Here is a 17617-nt window from a genome sequence, read left to right as displayed (position 1 = left end):
CGACATCATGGCCGAAGCGGACCTTGGTTGCGGTGCGGGGCAGGGGCGGCGAGGGTGATTGCGAGGTGGCCGGGTGCGGGACGTGACGGCGGCGCCGCCGCTCACCGGTTTCGAACCGTCGGGCCTGGCCGAGGTCGTGTGGGACAACGCCCGGCAGGATCCGGAGGCTGTGCAGTTCGTGCGCCCGGATCCGGATCCTCGCTCGTGGCCGGCGCAGGGGCCCGGCAGCGACGGGGCCGTGTCGGTGTCCTGCCGGCAGTTCCGCGATGACGTGCAGGGGCTCGCGCGGGGGCTCATCGCGGCGGGGGTCGGGCCCGGCGATCGGGTCGCGTTGATGAGCCGTACCCGCTATGAGTGGACGCTGGTCGACTACGCGCTGTGGTCGATCGGGGCGGTCACGGTCCCGGTGTACGAGACTTCCAGTTCGGAGCAGCTCGGATGGATGCTGTCCGATTCCGGCGCGGTGGGATGCGTCGTGGAGACCGCCGAGCACGCCGCGATGCTCGCCGACCTCCGCGGAGACCTGCCGGCGTTGCGGCAGGCCTGGCGGATCGACTCCGGTGACCTGATCGAGCTGGTCGCGCGTGGCCGCGCCGTCGACGACGCGCAGGTGGAAACGCGTCGTCGGGCGGTCACCGCCGCAGATGTGGCGACGATCGTCTACACCAGCGGTACGACCGGACGGCCCAAGGGATGTGTGCTGACGCACCGCAACATCTCCTGCGACGTGGCCGGCGCGACCGCGGTGCTGTCGCAGTTGCTGCATCCGGGCGCGGCGACGGTGCTGTTCCTGCCGCTCGCCCACGCGTTCCCCCGGCTGATCCAGGTCGGCATGGTACGTACCCGGGCCACCTTGGTACACAGCGCCGACACCGCCGGAGTGCTCGATCAACTGCACCGGTATCGTCCGACGTTCATTCTCGCGGTGCCCCGGGTGTTCGAGAAGATGTACGCCCGGGCCCGGCAGACGGCCGACGACGCCCACCGCGGATGGTTGTTCAGCGCGGCAGACACCGTTGCCGTCCGGCACAGCCGCGCGGTGCAGACCCAGCGTGGCCCGGGGCCGCTGCTGCGGCTGGCCCGCCTGGTGTTCGACGCCCTGGTGTACCGCAAGCTACGCGCCACCCTCGGTGGGCGTTGCCGGATGGCGATCGTCGGCGGCGCCCCGCTCGGCGAGCGGTTGGGCCACTTCTACCGGGGCGCCGGCGTGACGGTGCTGGAGGGGTACGGATTGACCGAGACGTCGCCCGCGCTGACGGTGAACCTACCGTCGGCGACCCGGATCGGCACCGTGGGGCGCCCGCTCCCCGGCGTGGAGATCCGCATCGCCGACGACGGCGAGGTTCTCGCCCGCGGCGAGGTGGTCTTCGCCGGCTACTGGAACAACGCCGATGCGACCCGCGACACCTTCAGCGACGGCTGGCTGCGTACCGGCGATCTGGGCAGTATTGATGACGATCGCTACCTGAGCATCACCGGACGCAAGAAGGAAATCCTCGTCACCGCCGCCGGGAAGAACCTCGCCCCGGAGCCGGTCGAAGAGAAGATCCGGCAACACCCTCTCGTCAGCCAGTGCATGCTCCTCGGCGACGATCGTCCCTACGTCGCCGCACTCGTCACCATCGACCCGCAGGCATGGCCGCGTTGGCGCGCCACACACGGCCGCCCCGACAGATCCGTCGCCGACATGCGTGACGACCCGAAACTGCGGCGCGAGATCCAGGCTGCGGTCGACCGGGCCAACGAGACAGTTTCGCGGGCGGAACAGGTGAAGACCTTCCGCATCCTGCCCCGGGAGTTCACCGAAGCCGACGGCGAACTCACCCCCACCCTGAAGATCAAACGCGACGTGGTGGAGGACCGCTACGCGGCAGATGTCGAGGCGCTGTACCGGGGTCACTGACCCCGTCGGGCAGCCCGGCATCTGTTACCGCGCGACCTCGGCGAGCATGCCCGGCCCTGCGGCACCGGCTCGGACGGGCCCGCCGTCCCCTCGCCCTCGACCGGGTGCACGCGACGAGCGGACAGGCGCCGGACTTCATCCCCCGCCGCCGGGCGCCGGGTCGTCGTGGTTGCGCACCATCGCGGCGAAGGCGGCGTGCAGCGCGGCCACGAACTCGCTCGCGGTGTGGGCCAGTGTCTCGTCGAGCAGAATGCCCACGTTCGTCGTGTCGCCCCAGCGCAGCACACCGACGCCGATCGGCACGCCGTCGGCCAGTGCGACGACCGGGGTGACGGCACGTACGGGCGCGCCGGCCAGCCGCTGCGGACACGGCGAGCGCTCGCTCAGGTAGGAGACGATGACATTGAGGAAGCGGCGGCTGTAGACCCGGCGGGCCAGGGCGCCGTGGACCGGTGCCGGCAGTGCACCCATGGCCCGCATGACGAGCGTGGCGGCGATCGGCTGTCCGCTCGCCACACTGCTCCGCAACCGGTCGCTTACCTCGGCCAGACGCCGCAGCGGTGGCAGCGGCCCGACCGGCAGGTCGAGGGCGATCGCCCCGGTCCAGTTTCCGTGGGTCCGCGAGCGGTTCCGCGGATCCATGGAGACCGCGAACATGGCTCGCAGGCCGGTCGGGGCCGCCGTCGGGCGGTAGGTGTTCCCGAGCGCGTCGGCCAGCAGCGCGCACACCAGCTCGCTGACGTGCGCGCCGTTTGCTCGCGCCGTTCGACGCAGTTCCTCGCTGGGCAGGGTGGTCGCGACAAAGACCCGACCCGGAGTGCGGAGCGGACGGTTGACGGGCGTACGGGGAGCCCGCCCGGCCACGGCCAGTCGCGCCAGTCCGCGCATCGCGCCGAGAGTACGCCGGCTGCCCGTCCTGGCCGCCCCGAGCAGTGCCGACCCGGGGTGCCGGATCCGGGGCCGGCGACTCGGCCCGGGGGGTTCGCCGTGGACGTCCGCCCCGGGGGCCGGATCGAACAGGCGCTGCACCGTACCGATCACGGACAGGCCGTCACCGAGGCTGTGGTGCAGCTTTACCGCGAGCCGGGTACGGCCGCCGGGCAAGCCGGTGACCAGGAGCATCTGCCACAACGGTCGGTGCATCGGGAGCGGCTGCGACCAGAAGAGGTCGATCGCCGAGTCGGCGGCGCTCTCCCCGGAGCCGGCCGGCAGGTGGTGCTCGTCCACGTGGTCCGCCGGATCGACGCAGGGGTCGACGACCCAGCCGGGCCGCCGCCACCGGCCGCGCTCCGACAGCCGGCGGCGCAATGTGGTGATCGCGGGCAGCCTCTGGGCCAGCAGGTCGATGATCTCGTCGCGTTCGACGGGACGACCGTCCGGCAACGGGTCGAGTTCGATTACCGCGCCGATCTGTTGCGCGACCGTCGGGGACTGGACGTGCAGGAAGAAGGCGTCCTGGGCGCGAAGCGGCCAGCTTGGCGGCCGTCGGGGTCGGCGCCGCCGCGAGTCCGCGGTCCGGGGGCCGAGCCCGGCGGCCGGTGACGTCCGCACGGCCGGTACCGGGGTCGAGGAGGGCGCGGGCGGTGCCGGGGTCGACGGCGGCGGGGTCGAGGCAGCCAGGGCGAGTAGGCCGAACTCGGCCAGGCAACCCCCACCGTCGAGCCCTTGCTGCGGGCGGGGCGAGGACGCGCGTTGCGCCGCCAGCCGAACCCGCCGCAGCAGGTCGGGCAGGTCCTCGGAGGTCTCGGTCAGCCCGCAGGCCGTCATCAGCGCGGCATTCGCGGCACCGTGTGCGGCGATGGGACGGTACATCAGCATCGGGGTACCGGTCGCCCACGCCTCCAGCGCGGTCGCGCCGCCGGCGTTGGTCACCAACAGGTCGGCGGCGCGCAACAGGGCAGGCATGTCGTCGACCCAGCCGAGCACCATGAGCCGGTCTGCCGGTGCCCCCAGCCGGCTGAGCCGGTCGACGAGCTGCCGGTTGTGCCCGCACACCACGACCACCTGCACCGGGCCGGCGAGCGTGGCCAGGCCCCGGACCGCCTCCTCCACCGCTCCGAAGCCGAAGGAGCCGCAGGCGACCACGACGACGTACCGGGAGGCGTCCAGCCCGAACCGGTGCCGGGCGGCGGCCTGGTCACCGGGGCGGAAGCGTTTCAGTACCGGCGGTGGGCAGACGGCGATCGGTGCCCCGGGTGCGGCGGCGTCCGCCAGCGGTACCGCCTGCGGGTGGACCACCAGGTTCAGGTCGAGCTGCGGATAGACCCAGAACGGGTGCGGGGCGAAATCCGACACCCAGGCCCCGATGGGTACCCCGAGCCCGCGGTGGCGACGCAGCCAGGCCAGCCCAGCACTGCCCAGCGGGTACGTGGAGATGACGAGGTCGGGGTCGAAGGACTCGATCCGAGGACCGAGCCGGCGCCCCGCCCAGGCCCCGGTGAACGCCTTCGACGCCCGAGCCAGCCAGGGGTACCGCCACAGCGAGCGGAAGAAGAACTCGTACAGCCAGGGGGTCAGCTCCACGTTGGTGACGTAGACGCGGCGGAAGGCCGCCCCCACGCCGGGCCCCATCACGTCGAGGGTGTCCAGCCACCGCACCGTGCTGCCCGGCCACAACTCCAGAATCCGCTCCTGTAGCGCCCGGCCGGTCGCGTCGTGGCCACCGCCGATGTCGGCCGAGACCACCAGTACCCGACGCGGGGTCATTCCCGGGACGGGCGGGGTCGACGGCGGGTCCGGCAGCCGACGGCTGACCACGCCACGGAGTGCGCTGCCACCTCCATCAGTCATGCCGTCTCCTCGTTGAGCGGCCCCGGGCCGACCGCCCCCGATCCGGGTCAGCGGTGCGGATCGCCCTGGGCGCGGCGGGACTTCCGTCGTCCATGCTCAGATTGTCATGACGGGGACGGACCGGTCTGCCAGACCTGGTTGAGCGAGAAAGCCAGGCTCGGCGCCTGCCAGGCGGCACCGGCGGCGCGCAGCGCCCGGTACCCGCCGTCCCCGCCCGGATCGGGTGAGCGGCCGTCGAGAAACGCGATCAGGAGCCGCTGCGTCCTCGCCCTGCCGTAGTCCATGGCGTGCCGCTCGGGAACGATGACGACCGGGATCCGCGGGTCGGGGCCTGGCGGGTTCGTGATGGCGTCGACCAGGGGCAGGAACGCGATCATCCGTACGTCGGCCACCGGCTGGAGCATCCGGTCCCGGTACCGCGGCGCCTCGTCCAGCAGTGACCGGGCGAAGGGGTTGTCGCTGCCGAGGTCCGAGCCGCCGGTCGTGGCGACCACCCCGAAGATGATCCGCAACTGCCACCCGGTCGCGATGCCCCACCCGGCCGGTGCCCGGGCCGGCGGATAGTAGACGCGGGCGGGCTGCGGAAGTGGGCTCAGCAGGGCGACGGCGTCGACGTCGGGGTGCGGGTCGTCGTCCAGGTAGGCGCGCACCACCAGGGTCCCCTCGCTGTGCGCGAGCAGCGCCACCGGCCGGTCGGTCCGCCGCCGTACCTCGATCACCTGGGCGGCGAGGAGTTTCGCGCTGCGGGTGAGCGGCTGGTGCGTGTCGGCGGGGGAGTAGGGCAACGGCTGGCCCTGCCGGTCGAGCCCGGCATAGGAGAACCTGCGTACCGGCAGCGATGCCCGGCCCGCCGGGTCGGGGAGGTGTCCGGTCGAGCCGTCGTAGCGGGAGTCGTACCCGCCGACGTACAGCAGCGCCTGCTCCGGCGCGACGTCACCGTCCCGCTGCACCAACGGCGGTGGCGGCCGGGCCGCGGCACGGGAGCCCGACCGGGCCAGCAGCCCGCTGCCGGCGAGGGCGAGCAGTAGCAGCACCACGGCGGCCGGTACCGTCGGCAGCCGTGGCAGGCGCGATCGGCCCAGCACCGCGCTTCTGACCAGCGCCTGCCACAGCGGTGCGTTGACCGCGCCCGCGGCGGCGGCCAACGGCACCGCCGCCCAACCGGGGCCGACGCCGACGACCAGGGCCCCGACGGTGAGCGCCCCGAACGTGGCCGCCGCCCAGAGCACCGCCCCCGGCGGCGGCAGCCCACGCCACCACGCTCCCGTCATCGGCCCCCGTTGCAGCAGCAGGGCCAGGACGAGCAGCGCGAGCACCGCACCGATCGAGAACCACGACAGCGCGGTGGCGCCGGCGGCCACGGTGATCGACGTCCACGGCGCGAGCGCGAACGCGGTCACCGCGGTGACGGCCAGACCGGTACGGATCAGCCGGCGTACCGGTGGACGGGGTCGTTCCGGCGGCCACGCGACGATCACGATCGCGACCGTGAGCAGCGTCCGGACCACGATCGCGGCGAGCAGCGCGACGGCGAAGGTGAGCCACGAGTCGTGGTACACGAAAACCCAGCGCAGATCGTGGAAGACGCCGAACGGGTTGGCCGCGGCGGCCTGTGGGGCCATCCCGAGCGCGGACCGGTTCGCGGTCCAGCCGAGGAGCGCCGCCTCGACCGCGGCGGGACCAGCGGTCAGGGCGAGCAGGAGCGGCACCCGACTCCGTAACCCGCGCCGCCCGACGCCGCTCGCCTCGACCACTCGCTCACGTCCGTTCCACCCCACGCCTCCGCCCGGCGTGCCGGCTACCCGCGGCCGGGACGGGTAAACCCGGCGCCGGCCGTGCCGGTCGTGCGAAGGTTTGCCGGCGCCGCGACAGGGAACGCCCCGGGGCGGCCAGCCCGGCGCCGGCGGCTCCGGTTGGGTAGGCGTCGTCAGCCGGCCCGGACCATGGCGTGGACACCGGCCGAGGAGACGCGATGCCCGGACCTACCCGCCGGTGAACCAGGGCGCGCAGCTGGCGCTCGGTACGACGCTCGCGGTGGCCGCTGCCGCCGCGTTCGGCACGTCGTCGGTCCTCCAGTACCGGGCGAACCAGGGGGTACCGCAGGAGCGGGTGGCCCGACCGAAGCTGCTGTGGCGGCTGCTGCACCGGCGCAACTGGCGGTGGTCCGTCCTGCTGGCAGCGGCGGCCTTCGGCCTACAGGCGGCAGCGCTCACCCTCGTTCCGTTGATCCTGGTGCAATCGGTCCTGGTGACCGGCCTGCTGTGGTATGTCCTCCTGCTCGCCGCAGTGGAACGCCACCGCCCGGACGGACCCATCGTGCTGGAGTCGCTCCTCTGCCTCGTCGGCCTCTCCGCGTTCCTGCTGATCGCCGCTCCTGCCGCGAACCGCGGCCGGGGCCTGGACTCGATCCAGGACGGGGCGTGGCTGGCGGCCGGTCTCGTCGGCGCCGTCGCCGGCTGCCTGCTGCTCGCCGCCCGACTGGGCCGCCGGTGGCGCCCACTTCCCCTGGCGGCCGCCGCCGGCACCTGCTACGGCGTCACGGCCGGTCTGATCAGCAGCCTCGCGCACACCTTCGACGACGGACCCGTCGCCGTGCTGGGGCACTGGCAGACGTACGGCATCGTGGTGCTCGGCCCGGTCGGCGTGCTGCTGAGCCAGAACGCGTACCAGGCGGGGCCCCTCGGCGCGCCGGCACTGGCGACGTTCACCGTCACGGATCCCCTGGTCTCCATGGCGGTCGGGCTGCTCTGGCTGGACGAGCGGATCCGGACCGGCGCCTGGAGCCTGCTCGGCGAGCTCGCCGCGCTCGGCGGACTCGTCGTAGGCGTCTTCCTGCTCGCCCGACGTGCCCCGCGGGCGAATGATCGCGCCGCGGCCGCGCGGGGGTCGCCGGAGGCCGTGGACGCCGGCCCGGGGGAGAGCCCGGGCGCACCGAACGGGGACGTCACCGGCGCCGGTGACCGGGAACGGCGGGCCGGAGAGTAGTCCTCCGTCGGACCGGACCAGCCGAGCGGGCCGCATCCCCTCCGGGGGCTCTGCCTCGGCGTAGCCGCCGGTCTCACCCGGCTACCGCTGTCGCCGCGCTGTGCCCGGGGTGAGGGCCACCCCCGGCGGGACGGCTCAGGTGCGACTCGATGGCCTCGATGACGCGGGGACGGAGGTCGGCCGCGCGGATGACGGCATCGACGGAGCCGACCTCGACCGCGCGCTGGATGTTGTGCACGCGGTCGAACTCTGCCGCCACCTCGCCGAGCTTCTCCGTCCGGACCGACGTGCGGAGCTCGTCGAGTTCCGCGGTCAACGCGGCGCGGTCGGCACCGGAGGCGGACGCGACCCGGGCCTCCAGGTCCCGTACCCGCGGGTCGGCGGCGGTGCGGGCGTCGACGTCGCCGGCGAACACCACGGCGGCGGCCGGAGCGCCGCCGAGCACCGAGGCGAACGAGCCTTCCAGGGCCAGCACGGTCATCTCGGGGTTCAGCGCCTTCGAGAAGACCACGAACGCGCCGCCGTGGTATCGCGAGATCACGCAGAACACGATCGGTCCGCGGAAGTTGACGATCGCCCGGCCGATCTCGGCGCCGTACTCCAGTTGCAGCTTCCGCATCGACTCGGGCGAGCCGTCGAAGCCGGAGAGGTTCGCCAGCACCACCAGCGGGCGGTTGCCGCTGGCCGCGTTGATCGCCCGCGCGGCCTTCTTCGAGGACGCCGGGAACAGCGTGCCCGCGGTGTAGGTGTCCGGGCCGTCGGTGGGCGGGAAGCCGCGCCGTGGCACGGTCCGGGACTCGATGCCGAGCAGGCACACCGGGATGCCACCGAGATGCACGTCCTGTACCACCGCGGTCTCCGCGTCCGCCATGCCCGCCCAGCGTTCCAGCACGGGGTGGTCCTGGTCGGCCAGCGCCCGCATCACGGTGCGGATGTCGAACGGCTTCTTGCGGTCCGGGTTGGTCGCCGCCGAGAAGATCTCGCCGACCGTGCCGAAGTCGCTGCCGGGTACGGCATGCGGGAAGTCGGAGATGTCGCGGTCGGTGGGGTCGGTGGTGGTCGCCCGGCGCGGCGCCGTCTCGCCCGGGGCGACGTAGGTGTGCTCGTAGTGCGACATCAGCACGTCCCGGGCGGCGGTGAGGTTCGGCGCCCAGTACTGCGCCTGTCCGTTCGGGCCCATCACCCGGTCGTAGCCGCCGATGCCGAAGTTGTCCTCGGCGGAGACGCCGCCGGAGAAGTCGAGGGCCTGCTTGCCGGTGAGCACCATCGCCGAGTCCGGCGTCATCACCAGGATGCCCCTGGTGTGCATGAGCATCGTCGCCTCGGCGTTCCAGTACGGCTGCGCACCGACGTTGATGCCGGTGACGACGATGTTGATCTCACCGCCCTGCTGGGTGAACTCGACGATCCGCTTGAGCGCGGCCGCCACCCAGTCCATGTTCTCGGTGCCCGACGTCATGGAGATCCGGGCGCCGGAGGAGAGCGTGTACCACTCCAGCGGCACCCGCATCCGCTCGGCCAGGTCCAGCGCGGCGATCACGCGACGGCACTCCGGCTCCGACAGCGCACCCAGCGACTTGGTGGGGTCGCCGAGCAGCACGACCCGGGTGACGCCCTGCGGGTGCCGTGCGGTCGGCGTGCTGACCACGCCGGCGACGATCGCCGCGGCGTTGCGCCCCTTCGGCCGGTCGACCGGCACCAGCGTGTGGTCGCCGTCGAGGTCGTACTCGACGAAGTCGCCGAGCAGGCCGGTCAGCTCGTACGGGTACACCGTGTTGCGGCTGCTTGCCCGCAGCACCTTCAGCCGGTAGTCGTCGAGCGGTTCGACCGGCTCGATCGGCGGCTCCCCGACGGTCAGCTCGGCACCGCCGGTGACGTCGAAGGAGATCCGTACGGCGATCTTGGTCAGCTCGCCGGTCCGGCGGTCGCGCTGCCGCGCGATGAACAGGATCTCCTCCAGCCCGGCGCCCGCGGTCGTCGGGCGTACCCGCCCGGCGATCATCTCCATCTCCTCGCGGGTCAGGTCGCTCGGCGGCCAGACGTAGATCACGATCCGGTTGGTGTTGAAGCGGGTCTTCGACGGCCGCCGCGACTGTGCGCGGCGGATCGAGTCGAGGCAGGCCGCCACGGTGTCCTCGGTCGTCGGCAGCGCGACCAGCCGGCCGTCGTGCTCGCGCAGCTCGGTCAGGTCGCGGACCTGCGCGAACGCGACGAGACGCTGGTCGGACGGGTTCTCCCGGGCCACGCACTGGAAGAGGTAGACCTCCTCGTCCGACGACGGCAGTCGGGTCAGGTCGAACTTGTGCAGCCGCTCCAGCTGCATCCGCTGCGCGATGTACGGGTGCAGGCCGCGGATCAGCCGGTCTTCGGTCATCCCGCTACTCGACGGCCGGAACGTGAAGTGGTGGTGCATCACCGCCCCGCGCCGCCCCGCCACGGTGGTGGTGAGCCGGCGAACCTGTGGCGGCAGCGGGTGCGCGCCGATGACCTTGAGCAGCTCGGCGACCATCGCGTCGAAGTCCTCCGGCTGGTGCTCCCAGCCGAGGTAGAGGTCGGCGTCGACGGCGTCCCCGCCGGCCGCCAGTTCGGCGAGCCCGCGCAGGGCGCCACCGAGCGCGTCGAAGCGCACCGCGGTGGAGACCAGGCGCGAACCCGCGCGTTCGGCGACCACGAACGTACAGCCCGCGACCTCGCGGGTGTTGACGCCGGTGAGCCCCTTGTTGCCGTAGTAGCGCCGGGTCAGCACCTCCAGCATGACCGCGTGGTCGAGGTGGTCGCGGTGGAGCCGCCGGCCGAGCAGCCGTACCAGTGGCTCGGTGCTGCGTACCATCTCCGCGATCCGCTCGGCGCGGTCCGGCGCGTCCGGCTGCGCGTCCAGGTGCCGCAGGTGGGTGCGGACCCGGTCGTAGACCAGGGCGCGGTTGCGCCGCAGCAGCGGCTGGGCGAACCAGGCGAACACCACGCCGCGGGCGAGGTCGGCGACCACCGGGAAGCGGACCTGCGTCGCGGCCACCAGCCGCTCCAGCGCGAGACCGGCCGGCTCGCGCAGGGTCTCGTCCGGCGGCGGCTCCCGCAGCCACGCGCGCAGCAGCGTCGCGATCACGGTCGCGTCGGCGGACGCGCGCTGCTGGGCGAGGAAAATCCGGAACACGGCGGCTTCGAGTGCGGGGGAGCGCTCCAGTTCGGTGACACCGTAGTGTCCGAGCGCCCGGGCGAGCTTGGCCTGGAAACCACTCGGCAGTCCGGCCCGCTCGACGTCGAGGCTCTGCAGATAGGTGTGGAAGTACTCGCGGGCGCTGTGCACGTGGGCCTCGCCGCCGCCGTCCTCGCCCGAGGGTCGGTTTCGGCTCAGCTCGGTGAGGTTGGCGAACACGTCGATGAGGTCGAGCTCCTCGGCCAGCGGCCGGTGGCCCTGCTCGATGGCCGCCCGCCGGGTGGCGAGGTAGTCGTCGAGTACCCGGCGGTCGTCGTGCGGGTCGACGTCGAAGCCGAGCAGCAGGCCGCGCAGGTCCTCCTGGCCGCGCCGGGTGCGCTGACGCGCCGGAATCTGCTCGGGCGCGGTCGGCAGGTCCAGCTCGACGGTGGCGGCGGCCGGCGCGTCGTCGACCCCGTCACCGAGCGGCTCCAGGCGCAGCAGCGGTGCGCCGGCCTGCACCTGGCTGCCCACGGAGACGGCGCATTCCTTCAGCCGCGCCTTGAACGGCGCGCGCAGCACCGTCTCCATCTTCATCGCTTCCAGCACCAGCACCGGTGCGCCCGCCTCGACCTCGGCGCCGACCGGCAGCGGCGTGGCGACGACCAGCGCGGGCATCGGGGAGCGGACGACGCCGCCCTCGTCCCGGCTGACCCGGTGCGTCACGCCGTCCACCTCGACCAGGTGGGTCGGCCCGTGTGTCCCGGTGAGCAGGCGGTACCGGTTGCCGTTGACGACAATCTGTCCGCTGTGCCGGTCGAAGCGGTCGAGTTCCACGTCGGCGGTGCGCACGCCGCCGCCCGACTCGATGCCGACCCGGAACCGGTGCGGGCCGATCCGCGCCACGCGCAGGCGGTAGCCGACGCCGCGCAGCTTGAGGTCCAACGGTCGACCGCCGGAGTGCTGCACCTGCGGGCGCCCGCCGGACGCCGTCTCCAGCAGCCGCCGCCGCTCGGCGCGTTCCTCCTCCTCGTACGTCTCGATGGCGGCCGCCGCCAGCGCGACGGCGGAGTGCCGGTGCGCGACCAGCCTTCCCTCGCCCCGGACCCGGTCGATCCAGCCGGTGTCCGCGCTCGCGTCGATCACCTCGGGCTGGTCGAGCAGGTCGAGTACGAAGCTCTTGTTCGTCGCGCCGCCCTCGATGACCACCGTGGTCTCCGCCAGCGCCCGGCGCAGCCTGCCGAGCGCCTCGCCGCGGTCACGGCCGTAGGCGATGATCTTCGCGATCATGGAGTCGAAGTCGGCCGGGATGGTGTCACCCTCGCTGACGCCGGTGTCCACCCGGATGCCCGGCCCGGCGGGCAGGTCCAGCCGCACGATCCGGCCCGGCGAAGGCGCGAAGTCGCGGTCCGGGTCCTCGGCGTTCAGCCGGGCCTCGATGGCGTGCCCGCGCTCCACCGGCGGCTCGCCCTCGAGCCGCCCGCCCGAGGCCACGTGCAGTTGCGCCTTGACCAGGTCGAACCCGGTGGTCGCCTCGGTGATCGGGTGCTCGACCTGGAGGCGGGTGTTGACCTCCAGGAACGCGAACAGGCGGTCACCAGGGTGATAGAGGAACTCGACGGTTGCCGCGCCCCGGTAACCGACCGCCACGGCCAGCCGTTCGGCCGACGCCTTGAGCTCGGCGGCCTGCGCCGGGCTGAGTACCGGCGACGCCGACTCCTCGACGACCTTCTGGTTGCGCCGCTGCACCGAACAGTCGCGGACACCGAGCGCCCAGGCGGTGCCCTGACCGTCGGCGATCACCTGGACCTCCACGTGCCGGGCACCGGTGACCAGGCGCTCCAGGAACACGACGCCGCTGCCGAACGCCCGCGCCGCCTCCTGGCGGGTCCGCTCGAAGGCGTCGGAAAGCTCGGAATCGTCCCTGATCACCCGGATGCCGCGTCCACCGCCGCCCGCGGTCGCCTTCAGCATCAGCGGGTAGCCGATCTTGGCCGCCGCTGCCAGAGCGGCGTCCAGGGTCTCGACCGCCCCGCGGCTCCACGGCGCGACCGGCACGCCGACCTCTTCGGCGATCAGCTTCGCGCCGATCTTGTCGCCCAGTTGGCGCATGGCGTCCGGGTTCGGCCCGACGAAGGTGACTCCGAGCTTCTCGCACAACTCCGCGAACGCCGGGTCCTCGGCGACGAAGCCCCAACCGACCCACGCGGCGTCGGCCCCGGACCGCACGAGCGCCCGCTCCAGCGCCGCCATGTCGAGGTACGGACGCGCGGACGCGGGACCGAGGTAGTGGCCGAGATCCGCCTCCCGCACGAACGTGGCGGTGCGGTCGACGTCGGTGTAGAGGGCGACGGTCTCGATCCGCGTCCCGGTCTCCGCAGCCAGCTCTCGGACCGCGTGGATGAGCCGCATCGCGGCCTCTCCACGGTTGACGATGGCGATACGGCTGAACACCCGACCGACCCCTCTGGTAGACCCATCCGAACTCGCCGCGGGACGGCTGTCCCCGGCAGTGATCACCCTTCTGCCTGCGGACCGGCGGCGCCATGTCGTACGCACCGAACAGTACGCGGCCCGGTTTGTAGGAACCCGACAAAACCTTTTGGCCGTCCCCACCGCAGTCGAGACCGCAGTCGAGACCGCAGCCGACAGCACCGGCGCTGCCCACCCGCAGATGTGATCATGCTCTCCCGGCTCGACCCGGTGCTCGGGCCACCACCGGACACCCCTCCGTCGCCCGGGCCGCGGCGTCGCCCGTGGTCAGTCGGACTCTACGCTCACGGACGGGACCGCCCGGCCCGCTCCGCCCGATGGTGTGGGGTCGGGGGCGCGGCGGAGGTTGCGGACTGCGGAGGCGAGCAGCAGATGGTCGCACGGCTCGGCGCGGAGGTCCTGCCGCGCCCCGCCCCGGCTCCGGGCGTGCCGATGCAGGTGGGGCTCGTCGAGGATGACGGACTACTCGTACGGCTGCCTCGGCGGGTCGATCCGCCGCCACGACTCGACCTCGACATAGGGAATATCCACATCGCTCACCGGATCCTTGCCGAGCCGTGTGGTGTACCGGCCGACCACCTCCACCCAGCTGTCCGGTGGCAGCCAGGTCGGCGCGTCGCCGGACATGCCGAGCTTGATCGGGCGGCCGTCGGCGGCGCAGCAGGAGAGGGTCATCCGGGCCAGGATCGCCTCCCCGTCCGGGCCGGGCGCGGTGAATCCGGTGAGCTGGATCCGCCGGTCACCGAGGGTGGTGCCCTCGTCGAGGATGGCCCGACCCGCATAGTCCAGCAGCGTGAGCGGCACCGGATCGCCCTCCGGCAGCGGCGGGAACTCGTCGATCTCCTGGCCGGTCAACGCGGTCCCGGCCTGCCCGGCCGCGAAGGATCCCAGGGCCGGTGGGGAGATCAGCAGCAGTCCGAGCGCGGGCAGGATGAGCAGCCAACCCACCCACGGCTCGCGGTGGCCGTGCCCGCCGCCACCCGGTCCCGGCCCGCCGCGGTGCTGCTCCTGGCTGTCGTGACCGTGCTCGGCGTGCGCGTCGGAATCGTCGCCTCCGCCCCTCAGGTCGTACCAGAGCGTGGTCAGCGCGGCGGCCACCAGCAGGACCCCGGCGGCGATCAGGAACGGGCGCAGCCCCTCCTTGACGTACCGCAGGTAGACGTCGGTGACGCTGGCCTTGAGTACCGAGCCGCCGAGCAGCAGCAGCACAACCGCCTGCGCCTGCCGGTTCACCTCGGCACTCCACGTCGACTACCGGTCACAGGACCACCGCTCCCACTCCGACGCTCACCAACACCGCGACGACGAACGTCGCCGGCGCGAACCGGGCCGCGAACCGGCGGCCGAAGACGCCGGTCTGCATCGAGATCAGTTTGAGGTCGACCATCGGGCCGACGACCAGGAACGTCAACCGGGCCGAGAGCGAGAACTGGGACAGCGAGGCGGCCACGAAGGCGTCGGCCTCGGAACAGATCGAGAGCAGGACCGCCAGTACGGCGAGCGCGAGCACGGACAGCACCGCATTGTCGGCCAGGCTCTGCAACCACCGCTCGGGCACCAGCACGTTGATGCAGGCCGCCGCCATCGCGCCGAGCACCAGGAACCCGCCCGCGTGTACGACGTCGTGCCGGACCGCCGCCCAGAACGCCCGCCCCTTCGACAGGTCCGCCAGCTCCGGGCGGTACGGCAGCCGGATCCAGTCGGCCCGACCCAGCCGCAACCAGAGCCAACCCATGATCATCGCGACGACCAGGCTGGCCACCGCCCGCCCGACCACCATCTCGGGGTTGTTCGGGAAGGCGACCGCGGTGGCGGCCAGCACGATCGGGTTGATCGCCGGAGCGGCGAGCAGGAACGCCAGCGCGGCGGCCGGGGTGACCCCGCGCCGGATCAACGAGCCGGCGATCGGCACCGAGCCGCACTCGCAGCCGGGCAGCACCACCCCGGCCGCGCTCGCCACCGGTACGGCCAGCGCCGGATGCCGGGGCAAGGCCCGGGCCCAGAACGACCGGGGCACGAAGACCGCGATCACCGCGGAGAGCACCACCCCGAAGACCAGGAACGGCACCGCCTGGACCATCACCGAGACGAAGACCGTGGTCCAGGTCTGCAACCGCGGGGTGGACAGCGCCGACGCCACCGGCCCGGAGAACACGACCAGCAGGATCAGCAGGACGGCGAGTATCTCGATCGAACCCACCCGGTCGCCCAGCCGGCGTCTCCGAGGGCGGTCGGGTTCCTCCGTCCCGTCTGCCGATCCGGCAGGCCGAGCCTCCACCCGATCCGGCACGGTCACGGCAACGACATCCCTTCGGCAGGTGGAAACCGGCCACTCACCTTAACCGGCAGCACAGTGTCCGTCACGGTGTTCGGTGCGGGGTCGCCCGGCGCGGTCGAGGCTATCTGCCTTCCGGAGCGCCGTCGGCGGTCAACGCACCCTGACCCGGCGCCGCGGGCAGGAAGACGTGGGCGTGCCCGTGTCCGGCATCGATGTTGAGGACGTCGAGTTGGGTGGCGGCGGTCGACCAGGTGGCGACCGCGATGTCCCGCTGGCGCCCGGCCAGTTCCAGCAGCGCCGGACGGTTGGCCGCCGGCGCGGCCCGCGCGGCCGCGTAGGTGTCGACGGCGAGGTCGAGCGCCCGGACGGCCGCCGCGAGACCGGAACGGGCGATGTTGACACCGGTACCGGCCGACGGCGGATCCGCGAAGCCGTCCACCGCCTTGCCGGTGGCCGTCTGCCAGCCGGCCACCTCGGCTGGGGCGGCAAGTGGTCCGGCCGCTGCGCCGCCGACCGGCACCGCCGTGGCCAGCCCGTCGAGGACGGGTACGAGGCTCTGCTGAACCTGTCTGGCCTGGGCGGTGAGGTCGACGATCTGCGCGACGTCCCGCCGGGCCTCCTCGGCGCGCAACTGCGCCACCGGGTCGGCCGAGGGTGCGTCGTCGCCCGCCGTGACGGCGCCGATCGGGCCGGCGAGCAGCGCCCCGAGCGCGAATGCCAGGGCGAGCAGCAGCAGTAGCCGGCGTCCGGCGGGTGCCGGGGCGGCGGGCGTTGTGGATCCACGCGATCCCGAGCGGAGCTTGGTCCGGTTGCTCATCTCTCTCCCCGACGGTGTGCTGGGGACGGCCGCCGACGCGCACTCCGCGGTGGACGATCAGAGCCGGCCGGCCGCAGGATCGGGTCCCGGCCGAGGCGGCCGGTCGTCGGCTTGGCCCGACCCGGCTGGCGCCGGGCCGATCGCTCGCCTTTGGCAGTCACGGCTGGGCGGTACGGGCCGCACGTCCGGTCGTACATGGCTGGGAGCGTACCGGTCCGGTACGCCGTGCCGTACAGTTCGTCGGCCACGGTCGACGACGGCGCCGACCGGGGGGACGACCTGACGGCTGCCCGGCTCGGACCCCCCGCCCCGATGACGACGCCACCAGGGCGCGCGAGCTGCCCGGGCGGCGCCGAGCTGTCGATGGCATGGCAGGATCGCCGCCATGACCTCGCCGCAGTGGCTCGACCGTTATCTCGCCGGGCGACGGGACCAGGTCTGGCATGAACTGCGCCAGGCCGGTCGCGCCGTTCGACAGGATCCGGACCTTGCCGGCGAAGCGCGGCTGGTCTGCGACGAGATGGCCCGGCGGGCCCGGCAGAACGTCGAGGTACTCGTCGAACGGCTCACCGCCGACGGTTACCGGTTCCACACCAACGACGACGAACAGAGCCCGGTGACGCCACACGTCGCCCCGACCGCGACGGCGGCGGAGCACGCGGATTGGCTTGCGGAACGGTTCGGCGACGTTCCCATGACGGTCCTTTCCTGGACCCGGTTGGTCGGAGACGTCTGGCTGGTAGGAAGCCACCCGCAGTGGGACACGTCGGCATCCGGCGACCCCCTGGTCGTCGAACTGGAGGGGGCGCGTCACCCCGACTACCCGCCAATCCGGCACTACTTCGATGCGGAATGGAACGGTTGGCGGGAACATTCCGAGGAGGACCCGGAGGCCGGTCTGTTCGTGCTCCCCCTCGCGCCCGACCGGCTGCACAAGGAGAACGTCAGTGGCGGCCCGCCCTATGGGATCGTGCTTCCCGACGGCTGTGTGGACGGGCTCTTCGCCGGCGAGACGACCATGCCGTTCGTCTCCTATCTGAACCACGTCTTCAGCCACGGCGGTTTTCCGCGGTGGACGGGATCGCAGGACGAATGGCGCATCAGGCGGGCCCTGGCCAAAGACCTGCTACCGCTCTGATTCGGTCGGCTGTCGCTCGCCGTCGACGCCGCCGCGGAGAACCGGTCAGGAATCGAGAAGCTCGGGTCGGGAGGCCGTGG

The 17617-nt window shown here is 72.9% G+C and carries 9 protein-coding genes; 3 read left to right on the top strand and 6 right to left on the bottom strand.

Annotated features, from left to right (window positions below; genetic code table 11):
• The first annotated feature begins 73 nt into the window (after positions 1–73).
• Entirely contained in the window at positions 74–1903 is a 1830-nt protein-coding gene (locus AAH979_RS39470) for a long-chain fatty acid--CoA ligase (RefSeq protein ID WP_346263227.1), read from the top strand.
• A 135-nt stretch (positions 1904–2038) separates the two neighbouring features.
• On the opposite strand, the gene AAH979_RS39465 is transcribed toward AAH979_RS39470, so the two are convergent.
• On the bottom strand, positions 2039–4693 hold the full coding sequence (locus AAH979_RS39465; protein ID WP_346263226.1) for a wax ester/triacylglycerol synthase domain-containing protein: 2655 nt from the start codon (positions 4691–4693) through the stop codon (positions 2039–2041).
• Between the two features lie 104 nt (positions 4694–4797).
• The gene (locus AAH979_RS39460) at positions 4798–6402 is read right to left on the bottom strand and encodes a hypothetical protein (RefSeq protein WP_346263225.1); all 1605 of its coding nucleotides are present in this window, start codon (positions 6400–6402) and stop codon (positions 4798–4800) included.
• A gap of 283 nt (positions 6403–6685) precedes the next feature.
• Here AAH979_RS39460 and AAH979_RS39455 point away from each other — a divergent pair, with 283 nt between their 5' ends.
• On the top strand, positions 6686–7678 hold the full coding sequence (locus AAH979_RS39455; RefSeq protein WP_346263224.1) for a DMT family transporter: 993 nt from the start codon (positions 6686–6688) through the stop codon (positions 7676–7678).
• A gap of 73 nt (positions 7679–7751) precedes the next feature.
• Here the strand turns inward: AAH979_RS39455 and AAH979_RS39450 are convergent, their stop codons facing one another.
• From AAH979_RS39450 to AAH979_RS39435, 4 genes are all read right to left on the bottom strand, one after another.
• On the bottom strand, positions 7752–13265 hold the full coding sequence (locus AAH979_RS39450; protein WP_346263223.1) for a carboxyl transferase domain-containing protein: 5514 nt from the start codon (positions 13263–13265) through the stop codon (positions 7752–7754).
• Positions 13266–13766: 501 nt separating this feature from the next.
• Positions 13767–14537 carry a TIGR03943 family protein gene (locus AAH979_RS39445; protein WP_346263222.1) on the bottom strand — a complete coding sequence of 257 codons (771 nt, stop codon included), beginning with the start codon at positions 14535–14537 and terminating at the stop codon, positions 13767–13769.
• A 25-nt stretch (positions 14538–14562) separates the two neighbouring features.
• Positions 14563–15516, bottom strand: coding sequence for a permease (locus AAH979_RS39440; RefSeq protein WP_346263239.1), 954 nt, complete (start codon positions 15514–15516; stop codon positions 14563–14565).
• Positions 15517–15703: 187 nt separating this feature from the next.
• Positions 15704–16399, bottom strand: a complete 696-nt coding sequence (locus AAH979_RS39435) for a hypothetical protein (protein ID WP_346263221.1) — start codon at positions 16397–16399, stop codon at positions 15704–15706.
• A gap of 385 nt (positions 16400–16784) precedes the next feature.
• Between AAH979_RS39435 and AAH979_RS39430 the strand changes: the two genes are divergently transcribed.
• On the top strand, positions 16785–17537 hold the full coding sequence (locus AAH979_RS39430) for a hypothetical protein (RefSeq protein WP_346263220.1): 753 nt from the start codon (positions 16785–16787) through the stop codon (positions 17535–17537).
• Positions 17538–17617: the final 80 nt, after the last annotated feature.

Source organism: Plantactinospora sp. ZYX-F-223 (assembly GCF_039649625.1).
In the GTDB taxonomy this organism is placed as follows: Bacteria; Actinomycetota; Actinomycetes; order Mycobacteriales; family Micromonosporaceae; genus Plantactinospora.
The sequence above is the reverse complement of the archived record's forward strand: the minus strand, read 5'-3'. Positions and strand labels throughout refer to the sequence as shown.

What these genes read in the sequence shown, in the direction of transcription:
- AAH979_RS39430 (WP_346263220.1), top strand. Translation starts at nt 16,785, where the DNA reads ATGACCTCGCCGCAGTGGCTCGACCGTTATCTCGCCGGGCGACGGGAC.
- AAH979_RS39435 (WP_346263221.1), bottom strand. Translation starts at nt 16,399, where the DNA reads ATGAGCAACCGGACCAAGCTCCGCTCGGGATCGCGTGGATCCACAACG.
- AAH979_RS39465 (WP_346263226.1), bottom strand. Translation starts at nt 4,693, where the DNA reads ATGACTGATGGAGGTGGCAGCGCACTCCGTGGCGTGGTCAGCCGTCGG.